This is a genomic window from Collinsella vaginalis, assembly GCF_900176655.1.
Classification (GTDB): domain Bacteria; phylum Actinomycetota; class Coriobacteriia; order Coriobacteriales; family Coriobacteriaceae; genus Collinsella; species Collinsella vaginalis.
Genome location: NZ_LT838843.1, coordinates 844057 through 859619, shown reverse-complemented (window position 1 = coordinate 859619; position 15563 = coordinate 844057). Strand labels below are relative to the sequence as shown.

Sequence of the window (15563 nt, the reverse complement as noted above, 5' to 3'; positions counted from 1 at the left end):
TAGCTTGATCTGGTGGACGTCAGCGTTATTTGGGGCGCTTGACGCCGTAGCGGGAGCGGGCCTGCTTGCGGTTGTTGACCGGGGCGCAGTCGTACGCACCGCGCACGATCTTGTAGCGCACACCAGGGAGGTCGCGGACGCGGCCGCCGCGGACGAGCACGATGGAGTGCTCCTGCAGGTTGTGGCCCTCGCCGGGAATGTAAGCGGTGACCTCGATGCCGTTGACAAGACGCACACGGGCGACCTTGCGCAGAGCCGAGTTCGGCTTCTTGGGCGACGTGGTGAAGACACGGGTGCACACACCGCGCTTCTGCGAGTTGTGCTGCAGTGCCGCGTTCTTGGACTTCTTGGCGGACGACGTGCGGCCCTGACGAACCAGCTGGTTGATAGTAGGCAAAGCGTACTCCTTTTCGATTTGCTTCCAGCCCTGTACTATGTGCAACGGCTTGAAACGAGGCGGCAGCATCCGCCCGCGAATCATGCGGTCGATACGTTACGCGCGTAGGGCTGTGGTGTCAACAGACCACGTACCCGGGCGTTCCCCTATTTTGACCTGAATACGCGGAATTTCCATATTGCAGCTACGCCATGCTCTCGCAGACGGCTAACAGCAGGCAGCAACCTGTGAACCGTGTTTGAAATTGGCTACCCTCTCATGTTCCCGCACCTTGAAACAAGATCGGTTCGCCCCGAGCGTACCCACCTAGTGGAAAATGTCAGATCTGAGTCTATTCACGGCAGGATCGACCGCCTTGTAGCGTTCTTTACCGATATGGCAGCTTCTCAAGAAGGTGTCGTTCCATCGAAATATTGCATTTCGCAAGATATGACATGTATCGTTTGGCAATTAGAAGGCTCTGCCCCGTTGCCCCGCGCTGCAATGACGCAGATCTGACATTTTCTACTTGCTCAGCTGTGGGGCCGAAAATCGCCATCCATTGATATGAGAATACTAACTAACTTTTCTATTTTTATGAATATACTGACATCCGCACGCATACGAAAGCGGCCATCAGCAGCTCAACCGCATCTGAACGACGGTGCACCCTGCTTCGACAAGGTTGGAAATATGCGAGCGATCTCTGGCGGCACCGGTCTAACCCCGGTTTAACGTGAAGCGGCGCTGAAATGCCTTGTTTAGATCTCCTTGCCCAGCTCACCTTCGTCGCACCATGGCTGTCCACCGCAGCAGCTTGAAGAGCAGTTACGCCATCAAAAAAGGGGCGCCCCGGCAGGGGCGCCCCCTTTAGAAAACCTGGTGAGGTGATCGCGCTACTCGGCGGTCTCCTCGGAAGCAGACTCGGCCTCATCGCCGGCAGCCTCGTCGGTGGCAACCTCGGCCTCAGCCTCGACGGTCTCCTCAGCAGCCTCGGGAGCAGCATCCTCAGCGGCGGCCTCCTCCTTCACGACCTTCTTCGGAGCAGCAGCCTTGACCGGAGCGGCCTTCTTGACCTTCTTCTGCACCGGCTCGGTCACGAGCTCGATGATGACCATCTCGGCGCTGTCGCCCTTGCGAGGACCGAGCTTCATGATGCGGGTGTACCCGCCATCGCGGTCAGCCCACATGCCCTGAGCGGCCTTGTCGAAGATCTCGGCGACGAGCTGCTTGTCGCCGAGCTTGGCGATGGCAAGGCGGCGGGAGTGCAGGTCGCCCTTCTTCGCCCAGGTCACGATCGGCTCAGCGTAGCCGCGCAGCGCCTTGGCGCGCGTGATCGTGGTCTTGATGCGGTCGTTCTCGAAGAGCGCCTTGGCGAGGCTCTTCTTGATGGCCTTGGTGTGCGCGGCGGACGAACCGAGCTTCAGGCCTTTCTTCTTGTTGTGACGCATGGTCGTTCTCCTCTAGAACACGAACTTAGGCCTTGAGGCCCAGGCCCATGGATTCAAGCTTGTCCTTGACTTCCTCGATCGACTTCACACCGAAGTTGCGGATGTTCAGCAGATCGTTCTCCGAGAACTCCACAAGCTGGCGCACCGAATGGATGCTCGCACGCTTGAGGCAGTTGTAGGAGCGCACCGACAGGTCGAGATCCTCGATCTGCTTGTCGAGCTCGGCGTTGTCGTTGGTCTGCTCCGGGGCGAAGATGGACGCATCCTCCTCTTCCTCCGGATCGTCGGCGAGGTTCATGAAGGCGGCCATGTGCTGGTTGATGATATTGGCGGCCTGCACGACGGCCTCACGAGGGGTGAGCGCGCCGTTGGTCTCGATCTCGAGGACCAGGCGGTCGTAGTCGGTGTGCTGGCCCACGCGAAACGGCTCGACGAGCTTCGCGCAGCGGTGCACGGGCGAGTACAGCGAGTCCACGTGGATGATCCCGATGGGATCGTTGTCGCGCTTGTTCGCCTCAGCGGAGACATAGCCGCGGCCGTAGCCGATGCGCATGCTCATAGTGAGGTGGCCGCCCTCGGTGAGGGTGGCGATGTGCTGCTCGGGGTTGACCAGCTCGAACTCCGACGGGATGAAGAAGTCGGCGCCGGTGACCTCGCAGGGGCCGTTGACCGAGATGGTCGCCGTGGCCTCACCCGTGGTTCCGAGTGAGTGGAACACCAGACCCTTGACGTTCAGGACGATATCGGTGACATCCTCGACCATGTTGTCGATGGCCATGAACTCGTGCTGCGCGCCGTCAATCTGGATCGCCTCGACCGCGGCGCCCTCCAGAGAGGAGAGCAGGACGCGGCGCAGCGAGTTGCCCAGCGTGTCGCCGTAGCCGCGCTCGAGGGGCTCGACGGAGACGCGGGCGCAGGTGTCGTTGATCTCTTCGACCTGAACCTGGGGCCTAATGAATTCTGACATGTATTACCTCCAGCTTCAGCAGCCCGATGGGACTACTTAGAGTAGAGCTCGACGATGAGCTGCTCCTTGATGTCACCGCTGATCTGCTCGCGTGCGGGGAGCGAGATCACGTTGCCGGAGAGCTTCTCGATGTCGACCTCGAGCCAACCGGGGACCTCGAAGCGCTCGGACGAGATCAGCGCCTCCTTGATGGGAAGGAGGTCGCGGAACTTCTGACCGACCGCGACAACGTCGCCAGCCTTGACCTGGTAGGAGGGGATGTCCACGCGGCGGCCGTTCACGGTGAAGTGACCGTGGCGGACGGACTGGCGGGCCTCCTTGCGGGTGCGGGCGAAGCCGAGTCGGAAGACGACGTTGTCGAGACGGCTCTCAAGGATGATGAGGAGGTTCTCACCGGTGATGCCGTTCATCTTGCGGGCGCGGTTGAAGTAGCCGTGGAACTGCTTCTCGAGCACGCCGTAGATGAACTTGACCTTCTGCTTCTCGCGCAGCTGCATGCCGTACTCGGATTCCTTGCGACGACGGCGGGGCTGGCGGATAGATTCCTTCTTGCTGCTGTAACCGAGCTCAGCGGGATCGAGCCCAAGCTGACGGCAGCGCTTAAGAACAGGAGTCCTGTCGATTGCCATAGTGTATCGATCCTTTCAGTTACACGCGGCGACGCTTCTTGGGGCGGCAGCCGTTGTGCGGGATGGGCGTCTTGTCCTGGATGCTCGAGACCTCGAGGCCGGCGGCCTGGAGGGAGCGGATCGCGGTCTCGCGACCGGAGCCGGGGCCCTTCACGAAGACGGACACCTTGTGCATGCCGTGCTCCATCGCGATCTTGGCGCAGGCCTCAGCGGCCATCTGGGCGGCGAACGGCGTGGACTTACGGGAGCCCTTGAAACCGACCGTGCCGGCAGACTTCCAGGCGATGACGTTGCCCTGAGCGTCCGTGATCGAGACAATCGTGTTGTTGAACGTGGAACGGATATGAGCCTGTCCCACGGAGACGTTCTTGCGGTCCGCGCGCTTCAAGCGGGTTGCGCCGCGAACGTTCTTCTTTGCAGTAGCCATCTAGCGCTCCTTATTTCTTCTTCTTAGCACCGATCTGACGCTTCGGACCCTTGCGGGTGCGAGCGTTGGTGTGCGTGCGCTGACCGCGGACCGGCAGGCCCTTGCGGTGACGCAGGCCACGGTTGCAGCCGATGTCCATAAGGCGCTTGACGTTCTGGTTGCGCTCACGGCGCAGATCGCCCTCGACCATCATGTTGTTCTGGTCGATGTAGGCGCGGATGGCGTTCACCTCGTCCTCGGTGAGATCCTTCACGCGAGTGTCGGAGTTGATGTTCGTCGCCTCGCAGATCTTGGAGGCGGTGGTGCGGCCGATGCCGTAGATGTAGGTCAGACCAATCTCAACGCGCTTCTCACGCGGAAGGTCGACACCATTGATACGGGCCAACGTTGATCTCCTCTCTTAGCCCTGGCGCTGCTTGTGGCGCGGGTTCTCGCAGATGACGAGCACCTTGCCGTGACGCCGAATGATCTTGCACTTATCGCACATCTTCTTGACAGAAGGACGTACCTTCATCGTTCTTCCTCTCGGTAGTGCTCAAACTCCAATGGAATGCGTATCTACTCGCCCAGCCGCAGGCGTGAATAACCGAACAGGTTCAAGCATGCGAGAGCGACTGAAAGGCTGAGCAATCCTTGCAGTCGCAGACGGCAGCTATGTGCTAGCGTTTACTTGTAGCGATAGGTGATGCGCCCGCGCGTGAGATCGTAGGGGGAAAGCTCCACGACGACCTTATCGCCCGGGAGGATGCGGATGTAGTTCATGCGGATCTTGCCCGAGATCGAGCAGAGGACCGAATGACCGTTCTCGAGCTCAACACGAAACATGGCGTTGGGCAGCGGTTCGGTGACCGTACCCTCGAGCTCGATGGCATCTTCCTTTTTCACAGGCAATCATCTTTCTCTCGACAGAAAACGACAGCAACGGTGAATGATACAACACCCGTCTGCTCTCTTTGTGAAATCCGCCTTGACTCCACATCTTTTCGCAGCGCGTGCGTATAGGGAGGCTACAGGGCCCCTCCCTCGAGGGGGCACCAGGGCCCCTGGTCGTCGGCGGTGAGGATCACGGGGCCATCGAGGGTGATGGCGATCGTGTTCTCGAAATGGGCCGCCGGGAGATGGTCGCGGGTCGAAACGATCCAGCCGTCAGAACCGGTTGTGACCCGGGGGCTTCCCATCGTGATCATCGGCTCGATGGCGATGACCATGCCGGCTTCAAGTTTGACGCCCCGCCCGCGCTTGCCGTAGTTGGGGACGTTGGGCTCCTCGTGCATGACGTGGCCGACGCCATGCCCCACATAATCGCGGAGCACCCCGTAGCCGTTGCTCTCAGCGAGCTCCTGCACCGCGTGGCCGATGTCGCCGATACGGTTGCCGGGCACGGCCTCGGCTATGCCCGCCTTCAGGCAGTCCCGGGTGACCTCGCAGAGGGCCCGCGCCTCGGGCGAGGGCTCACCGCAGAAGAATGTCCAGGCGTTGTCCCCCACCCAGCCGTCCACCACGGCACCGGTGTCGATCGAGATGATGTCACCGTCGCGCAGGATGACGTCGGGATTGGGGATCCCGTGCACCACCGCGTCGTTCACCGAGGCGCAGATGCTCCCCGGGAACCCGCCGTAACCCTTGAACGCGGGGGTCCCGCCGTGCATCCGGATGATCTGCTCGGCGAGCTGGTCGAGCTCGAAGGTGGAGACGCCGGGTCGCACCATGGCCCCAACGCGCCGGAGCGCCGTCTTAGACAGCGCTCCGGCAACCTTCATCTGCTCAATTTCTTGTGCGGACTTGATCTTGATCATAGACCGAGTGCCTTCTTCGTATCGACGTACACCTCGTCGGGATCCCGATCGCCGTCGACGATCTTCAGGATGCCCTGGCCGCGGTAGTACTCGACGAGCGGGCTCGTCGACTTCTCATACACGGCGAGGCGGTTCTTGATGGTCTCCGGCTTGTCGTCATCACGCTGATACATCTCGCCACCGCAGACCGGGCAGGTCTCGTCGGAGGCGGTCCCGATGTGTCCGCAGGAGCGGCAGGTGCGACGCGAGGAGAGGCGACGAATGATCACGTCGAAGGGAACGTCGACCAGCAGCGCGCAGTCGAGCTCGCGGCCGAGCGCAGAGAGCTCGGAGTCGAGGGTCACCGCCTGCACGGTGTTGCGCGGGAACCCATCGAGCATGAAGCCCTCGCGGGCGTCATCCTCCGACAGGCGCTCCTTCACCAGGTCGATGACGAGCTGGTCGGGAACGAGGTCGCCGGCATCCATATAGGCCTTCGCCTGGACGCCGAGCTCGGTGCCGTTCTTCACGGCGGCGCGCAGGAGGTCGCCGGTGGAGATGTGCGCCAGACCGAAGTCGCGGACGAGGCGCTGGGCCTGCGTCCCCTTGCCCGCTCCGGGCGCTCCGAGCAAAACGATGTTCATGCTGCGGCTCCTCTCAGCCGTCCCTACTTAAAGAACCCGTCGTAATCGTACATCTTGAGCTGGCTCTCAACCTTCGCGAGCGTATCCAGCACCACGCCGACCATGATCAGCACCGAGGTGCCGCCGAAGGCCTGGATGAGCTGGTTGCCCGTAAAGGAGAACACGATGGACGGCACGATGGCGATGAGCGCCAGGAAGACGGCCGAGGGCAGCGTGATCTTGTTGAGGGCGTTCTTGATGTAGAGGGCCGTGGCCTTGCCCGGACGCACGCCCGGGATAAAGCCGCCCTGCTTCTTGAGGTTGTCAGCCGTGTCATCGGGGTTGAACACCATGGAGGTGTAGAAGTACGCGAAGAACACGATGAGCAGGACGTTCAGCACCCAGTTGATCCAGCCGGAGGAAAGCGCGCTCGCGGTGACCTGGATCCAGGTGACGCCGGGGAAGAACACGGCGATCTGAGCCGGGAAGTACAGGAGGGCGCTTGCGAAGATGATCGGCACGACGCCGGCCGTGTTCACCTTGATGGGCAGGTAGGTTGACTGACCGCCCATGATGCGCCGCCCCACCACGCGCTTGGCGTACTGCACTGGAATACGGCGCTGACCGCGCTCCAGGTACACGATGAGCGGGATGACGCAGAGGATCACGACGAAGATGACGGCCGTCACGATGATGTCCGTGGAGCCGCCCTCGGAGGAACGGAAGATGGCCTGAGGCAGCCCCGCCATGATGTTGGCGAAGATGATCAGGCTCATGCCGTTGCCGATGCCGCGCTGGGTGATGAGCTCACCGATCCACATGATGAGCATCGCGCCCGCCACGAGGGTGCCGACGATCATGACATCGAAGATCCACTCCGGGGCACCGGCACCGTTGAAGTTGATGCCGAAGCTCTTGAAGAGGAACAAGTAGCCGATGGAGTTCAGGATCGCCAGGGCCAGCGTGAGGTAGCGCGAGTACTGGGTGATCTTGGTCTGACCGACCTCGCCCTCGCGCGAGAGCTCATGCAGGCTCGGGATGATGCTCTGGAAGAGCTGGATGATGATCGAGCTCGTGATGTAGGGCATGATGCCCAGAGAGAACACCGACACGTAGGAGAGCGCGCCGCCAGAGAACAGGTTCAGCAGCGCGAAGGCGCCACCTGCCAGGGTGCTCGACGAGGTCGAGGCGAGGTCCAGCATCCCCTTGAAGGGGATGCCGGGAACAGGCAGGTGGGCGCCGATGCGGTAGAGCACCAGCATCGCGATGGTGAAGAGGATCTTCCCGCGGAGCTCCTTGATGCGGAAGGTGTTCTTCAGCCCGGTTAGCACGGCAGCTCGACCTGCCCACCTGCGGCCTCGATCTTGGCCTTGGCGGAAGCGGAGACCTTGTCAACCTTGACGGTGAGCTTCTTGGTCAGCTCGCCGTCGCCGAGAACCTTGACGGGCTCGTCGACGCTCTTGACGAGGCGGGCGGCCAGAAGGGCCTCGCCGTCGACGACGGCGTCGGCCTCGAAGCGAGCCTCGAGCTCGGCCACGTTGATGGCGGTGAACTCGATGCGGCGCGGGCTGCGGAAGCCGGGGAGCTTGGGCAGACGCATCGCGAGCGGGGTCTGGCCGCCCTCGAAGCCGGCGCCCTTGGTGCCGCCGGAACGGGAGCCCTGGCCGTTCAGGCCACGGCCGGAGTAGGTGCCCTTGCCGGAGGCGTTGCCGCGACCGACGCGCTTGCGACGCTTGTTGGACCCCTTAGCGGGGGTGAGATCGTGAAGCTGCATGGTTACTCCTCTACAATCTCGACAAGGTGCTTGACCTTGAAGATCATGCCGCGGACGCCATCGTTGTCGGCAATCTCGCGCGTGTGATTGATGCGGTGGAGCCCGAGGGCGCGCACCGTCTTGACCTGGTCCTGCTTGCAGCCGTTGGTGCTGCGGACCTGCTTGATCGTAATGGTCTTAGCCATGATTCGCTACTCCTTACCGACGAACATCTCGGCGACGGTGAGACCGCGGCGCTCGGCGACGTCCTCGGGGCTGGAGAGCTCCTTCAGGCCCTCGGCGGCGGCCTTGATGATGTTCAGGCCGTTGTCGGAGCCGAGCGACTTCGAGAGGACGTTCGTGATGCCCGCGAGCTCGAAGAGGGGGCGCACGGCGCCGCCGGCGATGACGCCGGTACCCTCGACAGCGGGCTTGATCAGGATGCGCGCGGCGCCGAACGCACCGAGCACCTCGTGCGGGAGGGTGCCCGTCTCGGTCACCGGGACGTGGAACATGTGCTTCTTGGCGTCGATGCTCGCCTTGGAGATGGCGGTGGGCACCTCGGCGGACTTACCCATGCCGAGGCCGACGTTGCCCTTGCCGTCACCGACGACCACGAGGGCGACGAGCGACATGCGGCGACCACCCTTGACGGTCTTGGCCACGCGGTTGATGAAGACGACGCGCTCCTCGAACTCGGAGGCCTCGCGCTGCTGACGTTGATTACGAGCCATTAGTCAATACCTCCTAGAACTCGAGACCGGCGGCACGGGCGCCCTCGGCGAGAGCCTTGACGCGGCCGTGGTAGATGCGGCCACCGCGATCGAACCTGACTGCCTTGATGCCGGCCTCGATGGCGCGCTTGCCCACAAGCTCACCGATCTTCTTGGCCGCTTCCTCGTTGCCGCCGTTCTGGCCCTTGAACTCGGCCTCGACGGTGGAGGCGGACACCAGCGTGGCGTGCTTGGTGTCGTCCACGATCATGGCGTAGATGTTGGCGTTGGAACGGACCACGCGCAGACGCGGACGCTCGGCCGTACCGAAGATCTTGCCGCGAACGCGACGCTGACGGCGCTTGAGGCCCTCCAGCTTCGCCTTTTGCTTGTTCATGAAAAACTCCTTTGAGTCCCGCCGGCACCTGACGGGGTGCCGGTCTTACGTGTGATCAGCGCGGAAGCGCGTTACTTGGCGGCCTTACCGAGCTTGCGACGGATGTGCTCGCCAACGTAGTGGATACCCTTGCCCTTGTACGGCTCGGGCGGACGCTTGGCGCGGATCTCAGCGGCGACCTGGCCGACCTGCTGCTTGTTGATGCCCTTGACGTTCACGTGCGTGTTGTCGGGCACCTCGAAGGTGATGCCCTCGGGCTGCTCGACGATGACCGGGTGGGAGTAGCCGAGCGAGAACTCGAGGTCCCGGCCCTTCTGCTGCACACGGTAGCCGACGCCCGCGAGCTCGAGGCCCTTGACGTAGCCCTCGGAGACACCCACGACCATGTTGTGGATGAGGGCGCGGGTGAGGCCGTGGCGGGCACGGGTCTCACGCTCGTCGTCCGGACGGGTCACAACAAGCTCGGAGCCCTCGACAGACACGGTGAGCTTCTCATAGAAATCCTGCTCAAGGGTGCCCTTGGGCCCCTTGACGATGACCTTGTTGCCATCGACTGCCACTTCGACCCCGGCGGGAATCTGGACAGGCTTCTTACCGATACGAGACACGGTGATCTCCTTTCCTTCTACTCGCCGAATCGATTACCACACGAAGGCGACGACCTCGCCGCCGATGCCCTTGCGGCGAGCATCGCGGTCGGCCATAACGCCCTGGCTGGTGGAGACGATCGCGGTTCCCAGGCCGCCGCGGACGCGGGGGAGGTCCTTGACGCCGGCGTACTTGCGCAGACCAGGCTTGGAGATGCGCTTGATGCCGTTGATGACCTTGGCCTTCTTGGGACCGTACTTGAGGGTGATGTGGAGGGTCTTGGACGGGGCGGTGTCCTCGATGGTGTAGCCCTCGATGTAGCCCTCCTCGTAGATGACACGAGCGACCTCGACGAGCTTCTTGCTGCTCGGCATCGAGACCTCGGTCTTGTTCGCAGAGTTGCCGTTGCGGATGCGCGTGAGCATGTCCGCGATCGGGTCTGTGAGATTCATGCTGATTCTCCTTCGTTCTTGATGAACACGTGCCGCGGTCCTCTCCCACCCGTGGAGGGAAAGCCTTCTCGGCACGCACTTCCATGCGTGCGGGCAAGGCAGGGCGCCCACCCGACGCGCTGGCAGTGACTTACCAGCTGGCCTTCTTGATGCCGGGAAGCTCGCCCTTCAGCGCCAACTCGCGGAAGCAGATACGGCACAGGCCGAACTTGCGGTAGACCGAATGCGGACGGCCGCAGCGCTGGCAGCGCGTGTACTTGCGGGTCGAGAACTTCGGCTCACGAGAAGACTTGACGATCATCGATGTCTTAGCCACTTATTTCCTCCTCACATGGACTGTATGTGCACCCCGCGCGGGGTCCGGACCGGATTGCCCGGACCCCGCGTATCCCGGGGCTTTGAACCTATTTCTTGAACGGGAAACCGAAGAAGTCAAGCAGGGCCTTGGCCTCCTCGTCGGTGTTGGCGGTGGTGACGATGGTGATGTCCATGCCACGGGTGTGGTCGATGGAATCGAAATCAACCTCGGGGAAGATCAGCTGCTCGGTGACGCCCATGGAGAAGTTGCCGCGGCCGTCGAAGCTCTTGGGGGAGATGCCGCGGAAGTCGCGGATACGGGGAATCGCGATGGCGGTCAGGCGGTCGAAGAACTCCCACATGCGGTCGCCGCGCAGGGTGACCTTGGCGCCGATGGGCATACCGGCGCGCAGGCGGAAGGACGCGATGGACTTGCGGGCGCGGGTGATCATCGGCTGCTGGCCGGTGATGGTGCGCAGGTCGCGCACGGCACCGTCGATGGCCTTGGAATCGGTCGCGGCCTCGCCGACGCCCATGTTGACGACGATCTTCTCGAACTTGGGGATCTGCATGACGTTCTTGTAGCCGAACTTCTCATGCATGGCCTGCTTGACCTCGTTCTGGTACTTGGTCTTGAGGCGCGGTACGTACTTCTCTTCAGCCATGAGCACTCCTTTGGGGTTTTAAGCGCGGGGCTGTGGCGGCGCCGCGGGGCTTTCCGCGGCTGTGCTGTCCTCGCGCCTCCTGCCGTGCCACACCCTCCCTGGCTTTGGATGGGCATGACGACTGACCGGCAGGAGCCGGGCAATACGTTCGATATGATACGCGCCGCTGCGGCCGAATGCCAGACAAATCTTCCCTCCGGCTTCCTGCCTGCGGAATTCCACAAATGGACCGCAAGACGGGCCGTGCCGGCGCGCCCGCGTTGCGGGGTCATCCGCGGCCGCCGCGTCGGGTCTGCGGCGATGGTGCCTCGGTTCGCCTGCGCATGTCATGCGGACGGTCCCGTGGTTCGCCCGCACGTGCCGCACAGACGACCTCGTAGTTCGCCCGTGCATGTCGCGCGGCGGTCTCGTACGGGTCCTCCCTATCGGGCCCCTTGATCATGCACGGCGCCCTGCCACCTTGTGCGCCCACCGTTCACCAATTTTGTTTCAGGTTTGTAACCATGCGTGAACAGATTTGAATACCGTATCCGTTGGATCTGTCTATCGCAGCAGATAGATTGTGTAAACCGATGAAATCTCTCACGGATGATGATGCCATTAAACACCCTAGTTCGGTTAGTTTATCGAATAGTTCTTTCCTCTTACCGAATTGGTGGAGGCCCTAAGGCGAATTATCAATACCATAAATGAAAAGTGTCCACATTCCGAGGTTTGGGGTCGGGGCGGTCGCTTGGGAAGATATGTCTGCATCTGAAGAAAGGGAACCATGGAACACGCTACGACCAGGGCGGCGCGCGCCTCGTGGCCACAGCGCATCGCCCGCACAGCCTGCGGTGCTGCCCTCGCTGCCGCATTCGCGTTCGGCGCCGCCGCGCCCGCCCTCGCCCTCCCGGCGAATCCGAAGCCCCTCAGCCTCACGCAGCCTGACGGCTCGTCGTTTGAGGCCCGCGGGCGCGGTGACGAGAACTTCAACTTCATGCTGAACGCCGACGACGTCGTCATTCTCAAGGATGCGAACGGCGTCTGGCGCCAGGTCACCGGATCGAACGGCAGCCTGGCCCTCGGCGCGCGGGCGGATGAGCCGGCGGGCTCCGCCTCCATCGGCGCCGACGGACTCGTCTCCGATGCCAGCCGCTCCGCGCTCTACGCCCTTGAGGGCAAGACGTACCGCAAGGACCAACTCAGCCAGGGCGGTGAGCCGGTGACCCTCGATTCCATCCACACGGCGAACCGGAGCACTGAGGAGGCGAGCGGGTTCCGCAGCGCCGCGAGCGACCAGGCGACGATCCCCCTCCTCATCATTGTCGTGGGCTTCGAGGACGAGCCCTACAGCACCACGTACGACTGGAACGAGCGGTTCTTCACCTCCGATTACGGCGTCTCGAGCCTGTACGAGATCACGTCGAACGGGCGGTTCACCTGGGCCCCGGCCATGGAGCAGAGCGCCTACGGCGAGGGCGAGAACACCAGCACCACCGACCGGTTCAACGACGGCGTCCTCCATATCAAGCTGAACCACGCATACGGCAACCTCGACACCGATACGGACGAGGGCTTCGATAACTACAAGCGCGTCATGAAGGAGATCATCGACGAGGCATCGAAGTACACGGATTTCGCGAGCTTCGATGCGGATGGTGATGGTGCCGTCGAGCCCAACGAGCTGGGCCTCGGCATCGTGTTCGCGGGCTACGAGGCCGCGACCAACCACATTCCCGCCGGCCACAACGGCATCTGGTCGCATCAGTGGGAGTTCAGCCAGGCGATTGGCGCTCCCTACCCGATCGACCTCGGCGGCGGTCAGAGTGTCACGATCGACAAGTACGTCATCCAATCCGAGACCGAGGCCTACTCGGACGGCACGGAGTACCAGAGCGGCGTTGGTGCCCTCGGCCACGAGCTCGGTCACTTCCTGGGCCTCCCCGACCTCTACGACACCGAGGACGGCACCGGTCCGTACGCCGCGTACAGCACGGGCATCCTCTCCCTGATGGACGGCGGCTCCTGGGGCCTCACGCGTGACGACGAGTACCGCCCGACCTTCCTCGATCCCTACAGCAAGCTCTTCCTCGGCTACATCGACCCGGTCGAGATCACCGAGGACGGCACCTACACGGCCACATCGCAGATGAGCGACGAGGGCTACAGCAGCCATATCATCCGCATCACCGATGATGAGTACTACATCATCGAGAACCGCCAGTACGAGTCCTTCGATGAGGGCGCCGCCACCAACCTCTGGGAGGGCACGGTGAGGAGCAATGCACCCGCTGGCGAGCCCGATAACAGCTACAAATATCAGAACCCCACGGGCGGCATCGTCATCTGGCACGTCGACAACGGCATCGCCGAGAAGTACGGCCTCACCGGCAACCCCAGCAACACCGTGAACGTCAAGAAGCACCGTCCTGGCGTCATGCCCGCTTTCCTCGAGCTTGAGAACGTGGGGAACGAGCGCCCGCTGCTCAGGATGCCCTTCCTGAACGCGAACACGACCCGTCAGCTGGAGAACCCGGCCACCCCGGTGCTCGCCTACAACGGCAGCGACGATCCGGCGGGCCGCGTGGACACCGGCATTCGGATCTCCTCCACCGATGAGGGGGCTGAGAAGATGACCTTCACGGTCGACTTCCCCGCCAGCGCCTCGGACTCGGGCATCACCACCCCCGAGGGGACGCTCACCAAGTCGGTCACCCTCCCGAACACGGGCGGAAGCGTGGCCCTCTCCCTAGCCGTTGAGAACTTCGACGCCACGGACAGCGCCTACGCGCAGGTATACGAGAACGGCGAGCCCGTAAGCGGGGACTGGGCACGCGTCCAGCTCAGCCGGATGGCGCTCGCCGATCGTGCGGCCGGTGCGGTCACGCTCGGAGGCACCCTGGATGTGCCTGCGAATGAGGGCGCGGCGGCACGGTCCCTCGAGGTCCGCTTTTTCCTGAACGGCGTTGAGGCTGAGTCCGCGCGTCTGGCGGTTACCGCCGAAGCCGCTGCTCCTGCCCCGCAGCCGGAGCCCCAGCCCCAGCCGGAACCGCAGCCGAACCCCAACCCGGGCGAGGGGCTCGACGGGTCCAAGGGCAAGCAGGCCGCCGACAAGACCCCGGTCCGCAAGGCGAAGGGCCGCCTCCTGCCCAAGACCGGCGACGTGAGCCTTGCGCTCCTACTGGGAGCCACCGCGAGCGGTCTCGGCGCCATCGTCGCGGCCGGTGCGCTGCGGCGGCGCCACGAGGGTGGGAAGTAAGCGCGGCACATCGAGGCGATGTGGCCTTCGGGGATGGCTTTGGCAAGCACGAGAGGCCTCGCGACGCTTGAGCTAACCACCGTATAGTCGACCCATAGACAGGGGCCGGTGCGGATGACCGCACCGGCCCCTTTGACGTATAGGACAAAAAGCGCGTCCAGCCAGTCCCAGTGTCCATCCGGTATGGCATGCAGCTCCCCCACCCGCTCTCAACAGGGTTGAGTTTATTGTCTGGATGCAGGCTTGCCAAAAGCGTTAACAGGACTTTGTGACCAACGTTTCCATGTGGCCGGCGTTTCCGGTCGCTCCGGCCTTCACCTTGTTCCCCGGCATCAAAAGCGGCATACGGCCCTTCACCGCGGGGTCGTTGCGCGGATATAAATTAGAACAGGATCTTCTTAATAGTCCATTATGCAAAAACCAAGATAAAATCGCCTAACCAAATCTGTTTATCAAGTTCCAGAAACTCGGGGTACGACACCGGCTAGTAGAAAATGTCAGATCTGAGTCATTTCCATGCCACACCTCCAGCCGTAGGCGCATTCGGGTGCGTTGGGCGCATAAGAGGTTATGACAAATCTCCAGGTCATCGAAGTGACTATTTAAATATGTGCATGCGTTAACGCCGATCCCTGAGTCGATGGACCCGGAATCCGCTATGTATAGGCGCCTGTTTGACGCAGATCTGACATTTTCTACTAGCGACCCTGCCCCCCGATCTTGCGCCGAACTTTGGCCTCCGTGGCGGCGCTCGCTGAGTCCGCGCTGGCGGCTCCCGATCGTGTGCCGAGCCTTGGCTCCATCGGCCTGCGTTCGGTGCCGGCAGCCCGCGCTTCGGCGCTGTCGCTCGTCGCGCCGCCGTAGTTCCGTAGCGCTTGCTCGTATGGGCCTTGAAAACGTACTTGCGAGCGCGTTCCCAGGCAGATGGGGATGCGGACGAATAGTTGGACACCACGGTGTCCCGAAGGGGGTCCGCATGTACAGCAGGGACGACAGGGAGCTCGCGCTGCTCGCCATCGGGGAGGGCATGAGCCGCTCCGCCGCGGCCGACCTCGTCGGCTGCAGCCGGGAGACGGTGAGGAGGTGGTCCTCCTCGGCATGGCCCCCCGCCGCGCGCAAGAAGCCGGTACACTTGCCCTACGAGGCGAAGATGGGCCTGGTCGCCCGCTACGAGGCGGGCGAGCGCGCGGCCGACCTCGCCGCGGAGGC

General features: G+C 62.9%; 21 protein-coding genes. 2 read left to right on the top strand and 19 right to left on the bottom strand.

The window, feature by feature from the left end; all coding sequences use genetic code 11:
• Window positions 1-25 precede the first annotated feature (25 nt).
• From rpsL to rplE, 19 genes are all read right to left on the bottom strand, one after another.
• The gene (gene rpsL / locus CAP13_RS05670) at window positions 26-397 is read right to left on the bottom strand and encodes a 30S ribosomal protein S12 (RefSeq protein ID WP_085830602.1); all 372 of its coding nucleotides are present in this window, start codon (window positions 395-397) and stop codon (window positions 26-28) included.
• Between the two features lie 875 nt (window positions 398-1272).
• The gene (gene rplQ / locus CAP13_RS05665; protein ID WP_085830601.1) at window positions 1273-1827 is read right to left on the bottom strand and encodes a 50S ribosomal protein L17; all 555 of its coding nucleotides are present in this window, start codon (window positions 1825-1827) and stop codon (window positions 1273-1275) included.
• A 25-nt stretch (window positions 1828-1852) separates the two neighbouring features.
• Window positions 1853-2794: a DNA-directed RNA polymerase subunit alpha gene (locus CAP13_RS05660; protein ID WP_085830600.1), complete on the bottom strand. Its 942-nt coding sequence runs from the start codon at window positions 2792-2794 to the stop codon at window positions 1853-1855.
• Between the two features lie 32 nt (window positions 2795-2826).
• Window positions 2827-3423 (bottom strand): 30S ribosomal protein S4, encoded by a 597-nt coding sequence (gene rpsD, locus CAP13_RS05655; RefSeq protein WP_085830599.1) that lies wholly within the window; start codon window positions 3421-3423, stop codon window positions 2827-2829.
• A 19-nt stretch (window positions 3424-3442) separates the two neighbouring features.
• Complete coding sequence (gene rpsK, locus CAP13_RS05650) at window positions 3443-3850, bottom strand: 30S ribosomal protein S11 (RefSeq protein ID WP_085830598.1); 408 nt, start codon at window positions 3848-3850, stop codon at window positions 3443-3445.
• Between the two features lie 10 nt (window positions 3851-3860).
• Window positions 3861-4235, bottom strand: coding sequence for a 30S ribosomal protein S13 (gene rpsM / locus CAP13_RS05645; RefSeq protein WP_085830597.1), 375 nt, complete (start codon window positions 4233-4235; stop codon window positions 3861-3863).
• Between the two features lie 15 nt (window positions 4236-4250).
• Window positions 4251-4364: a 50S ribosomal protein L36 gene (rpmJ, locus tag CAP13_RS05640; RefSeq protein ID WP_006363204.1), complete on the bottom strand. Its 114-nt coding sequence runs from the start codon at window positions 4362-4364 to the stop codon at window positions 4251-4253.
• Window positions 4365-4516: 152 nt separating this feature from the next.
• A complete protein-coding gene (gene infA / locus CAP13_RS05635) occupies window positions 4517-4735 on the bottom strand; it encodes a translation initiation factor IF-1 (protein ID WP_009141477.1) in 219 nt (72 codons plus the stop codon).
• A gap of 122 nt (window positions 4736-4857) precedes the next feature.
• Window positions 4858-5646 (bottom strand): type I methionyl aminopeptidase, encoded by a 789-nt coding sequence (gene map / locus CAP13_RS05630; protein WP_085830596.1) that lies wholly within the window; start codon window positions 5644-5646, stop codon window positions 4858-4860.
• Window positions 5643-6269, bottom strand: a complete 627-nt coding sequence (locus CAP13_RS05625) for an adenylate kinase (protein WP_085830595.1) — start codon at window positions 6267-6269, stop codon at window positions 5643-5645. Before CAP13_RS05625 ends, map begins: the two co-directional genes overlap by 4 nt.
• 23 nt (window positions 6270-6292) lie before the next feature.
• A complete protein-coding gene (secY, locus tag CAP13_RS05620; RefSeq protein WP_085830594.1) occupies window positions 6293-7579 on the bottom strand; it encodes a preprotein translocase subunit SecY in 1287 nt (428 codons plus the stop codon).
• A complete protein-coding gene (gene rplO, locus CAP13_RS05615; protein ID WP_085830593.1) occupies window positions 7573-8022 on the bottom strand; it encodes a 50S ribosomal protein L15 in 450 nt (149 codons plus the stop codon). The genes secY and rplO overlap by 7 nt, the downstream gene beginning before the upstream one ends.
• Before the next feature lie 2 nt (window positions 8023-8024).
• Window positions 8025-8207, bottom strand: coding sequence for a 50S ribosomal protein L30 (gene rpmD / locus CAP13_RS05610; protein WP_085830592.1), 183 nt, complete (start codon window positions 8205-8207; stop codon window positions 8025-8027).
• 6 nt (window positions 8208-8213) lie between these two features.
• Window positions 8214-8735: a 30S ribosomal protein S5 gene (gene rpsE / locus CAP13_RS05605; protein ID WP_085830591.1), complete on the bottom strand. Its 522-nt coding sequence runs from the start codon at window positions 8733-8735 to the stop codon at window positions 8214-8216.
• 13 nt (window positions 8736-8748) lie between these two features.
• Window positions 8749-9111, bottom strand: coding sequence for a 50S ribosomal protein L18 (gene rplR, locus CAP13_RS05600; protein WP_085830590.1), 363 nt, complete (start codon window positions 9109-9111; stop codon window positions 8749-8751).
• Window positions 9112-9182: 71 nt separating this feature from the next.
• Entirely contained in the window at window positions 9183-9719 is a 537-nt protein-coding gene (gene rplF / locus CAP13_RS05595; RefSeq protein ID WP_085830589.1) for a 50S ribosomal protein L6, read from the bottom strand.
• A 33-nt stretch (window positions 9720-9752) separates the two neighbouring features.
• Entirely contained in the window at window positions 9753-10151 is a 399-nt protein-coding gene (gene rpsH, locus CAP13_RS05590; protein ID WP_085830588.1) for a 30S ribosomal protein S8, read from the bottom strand.
• A gap of 130 nt (window positions 10152-10281) precedes the next feature.
• The gene (locus CAP13_RS05585; protein WP_085830587.1) at window positions 10282-10467 is read right to left on the bottom strand and encodes a type Z 30S ribosomal protein S14; all 186 of its coding nucleotides are present in this window, start codon (window positions 10465-10467) and stop codon (window positions 10282-10284) included.
• A gap of 88 nt (window positions 10468-10555) precedes the next feature.
• Window positions 10556-11113 (bottom strand): 50S ribosomal protein L5, encoded by a 558-nt coding sequence (rplE, locus tag CAP13_RS05580; protein ID WP_085830586.1) that lies wholly within the window; start codon window positions 11111-11113, stop codon window positions 10556-10558.
• 769 nt (window positions 11114-11882) lie between these two features.
• Here rplE and CAP13_RS05575 point away from each other — a divergent pair.
• Both CAP13_RS05575 and CAP13_RS09920 read left to right on the top strand, forming a co-directional pair.
• Entirely contained in the window at window positions 11883-14354 is a 2472-nt protein-coding gene (locus CAP13_RS05575; protein ID WP_085830585.1) for an immune inhibitor A domain-containing protein, read from the top strand.
• Window positions 14355-15330: 976 nt separating this feature from the next.
• The coding region (locus CAP13_RS09920; protein ID WP_179184952.1) for a helix-turn-helix domain-containing protein at window positions 15331-15563 on the top strand (233 nt) is incomplete at its 3' end.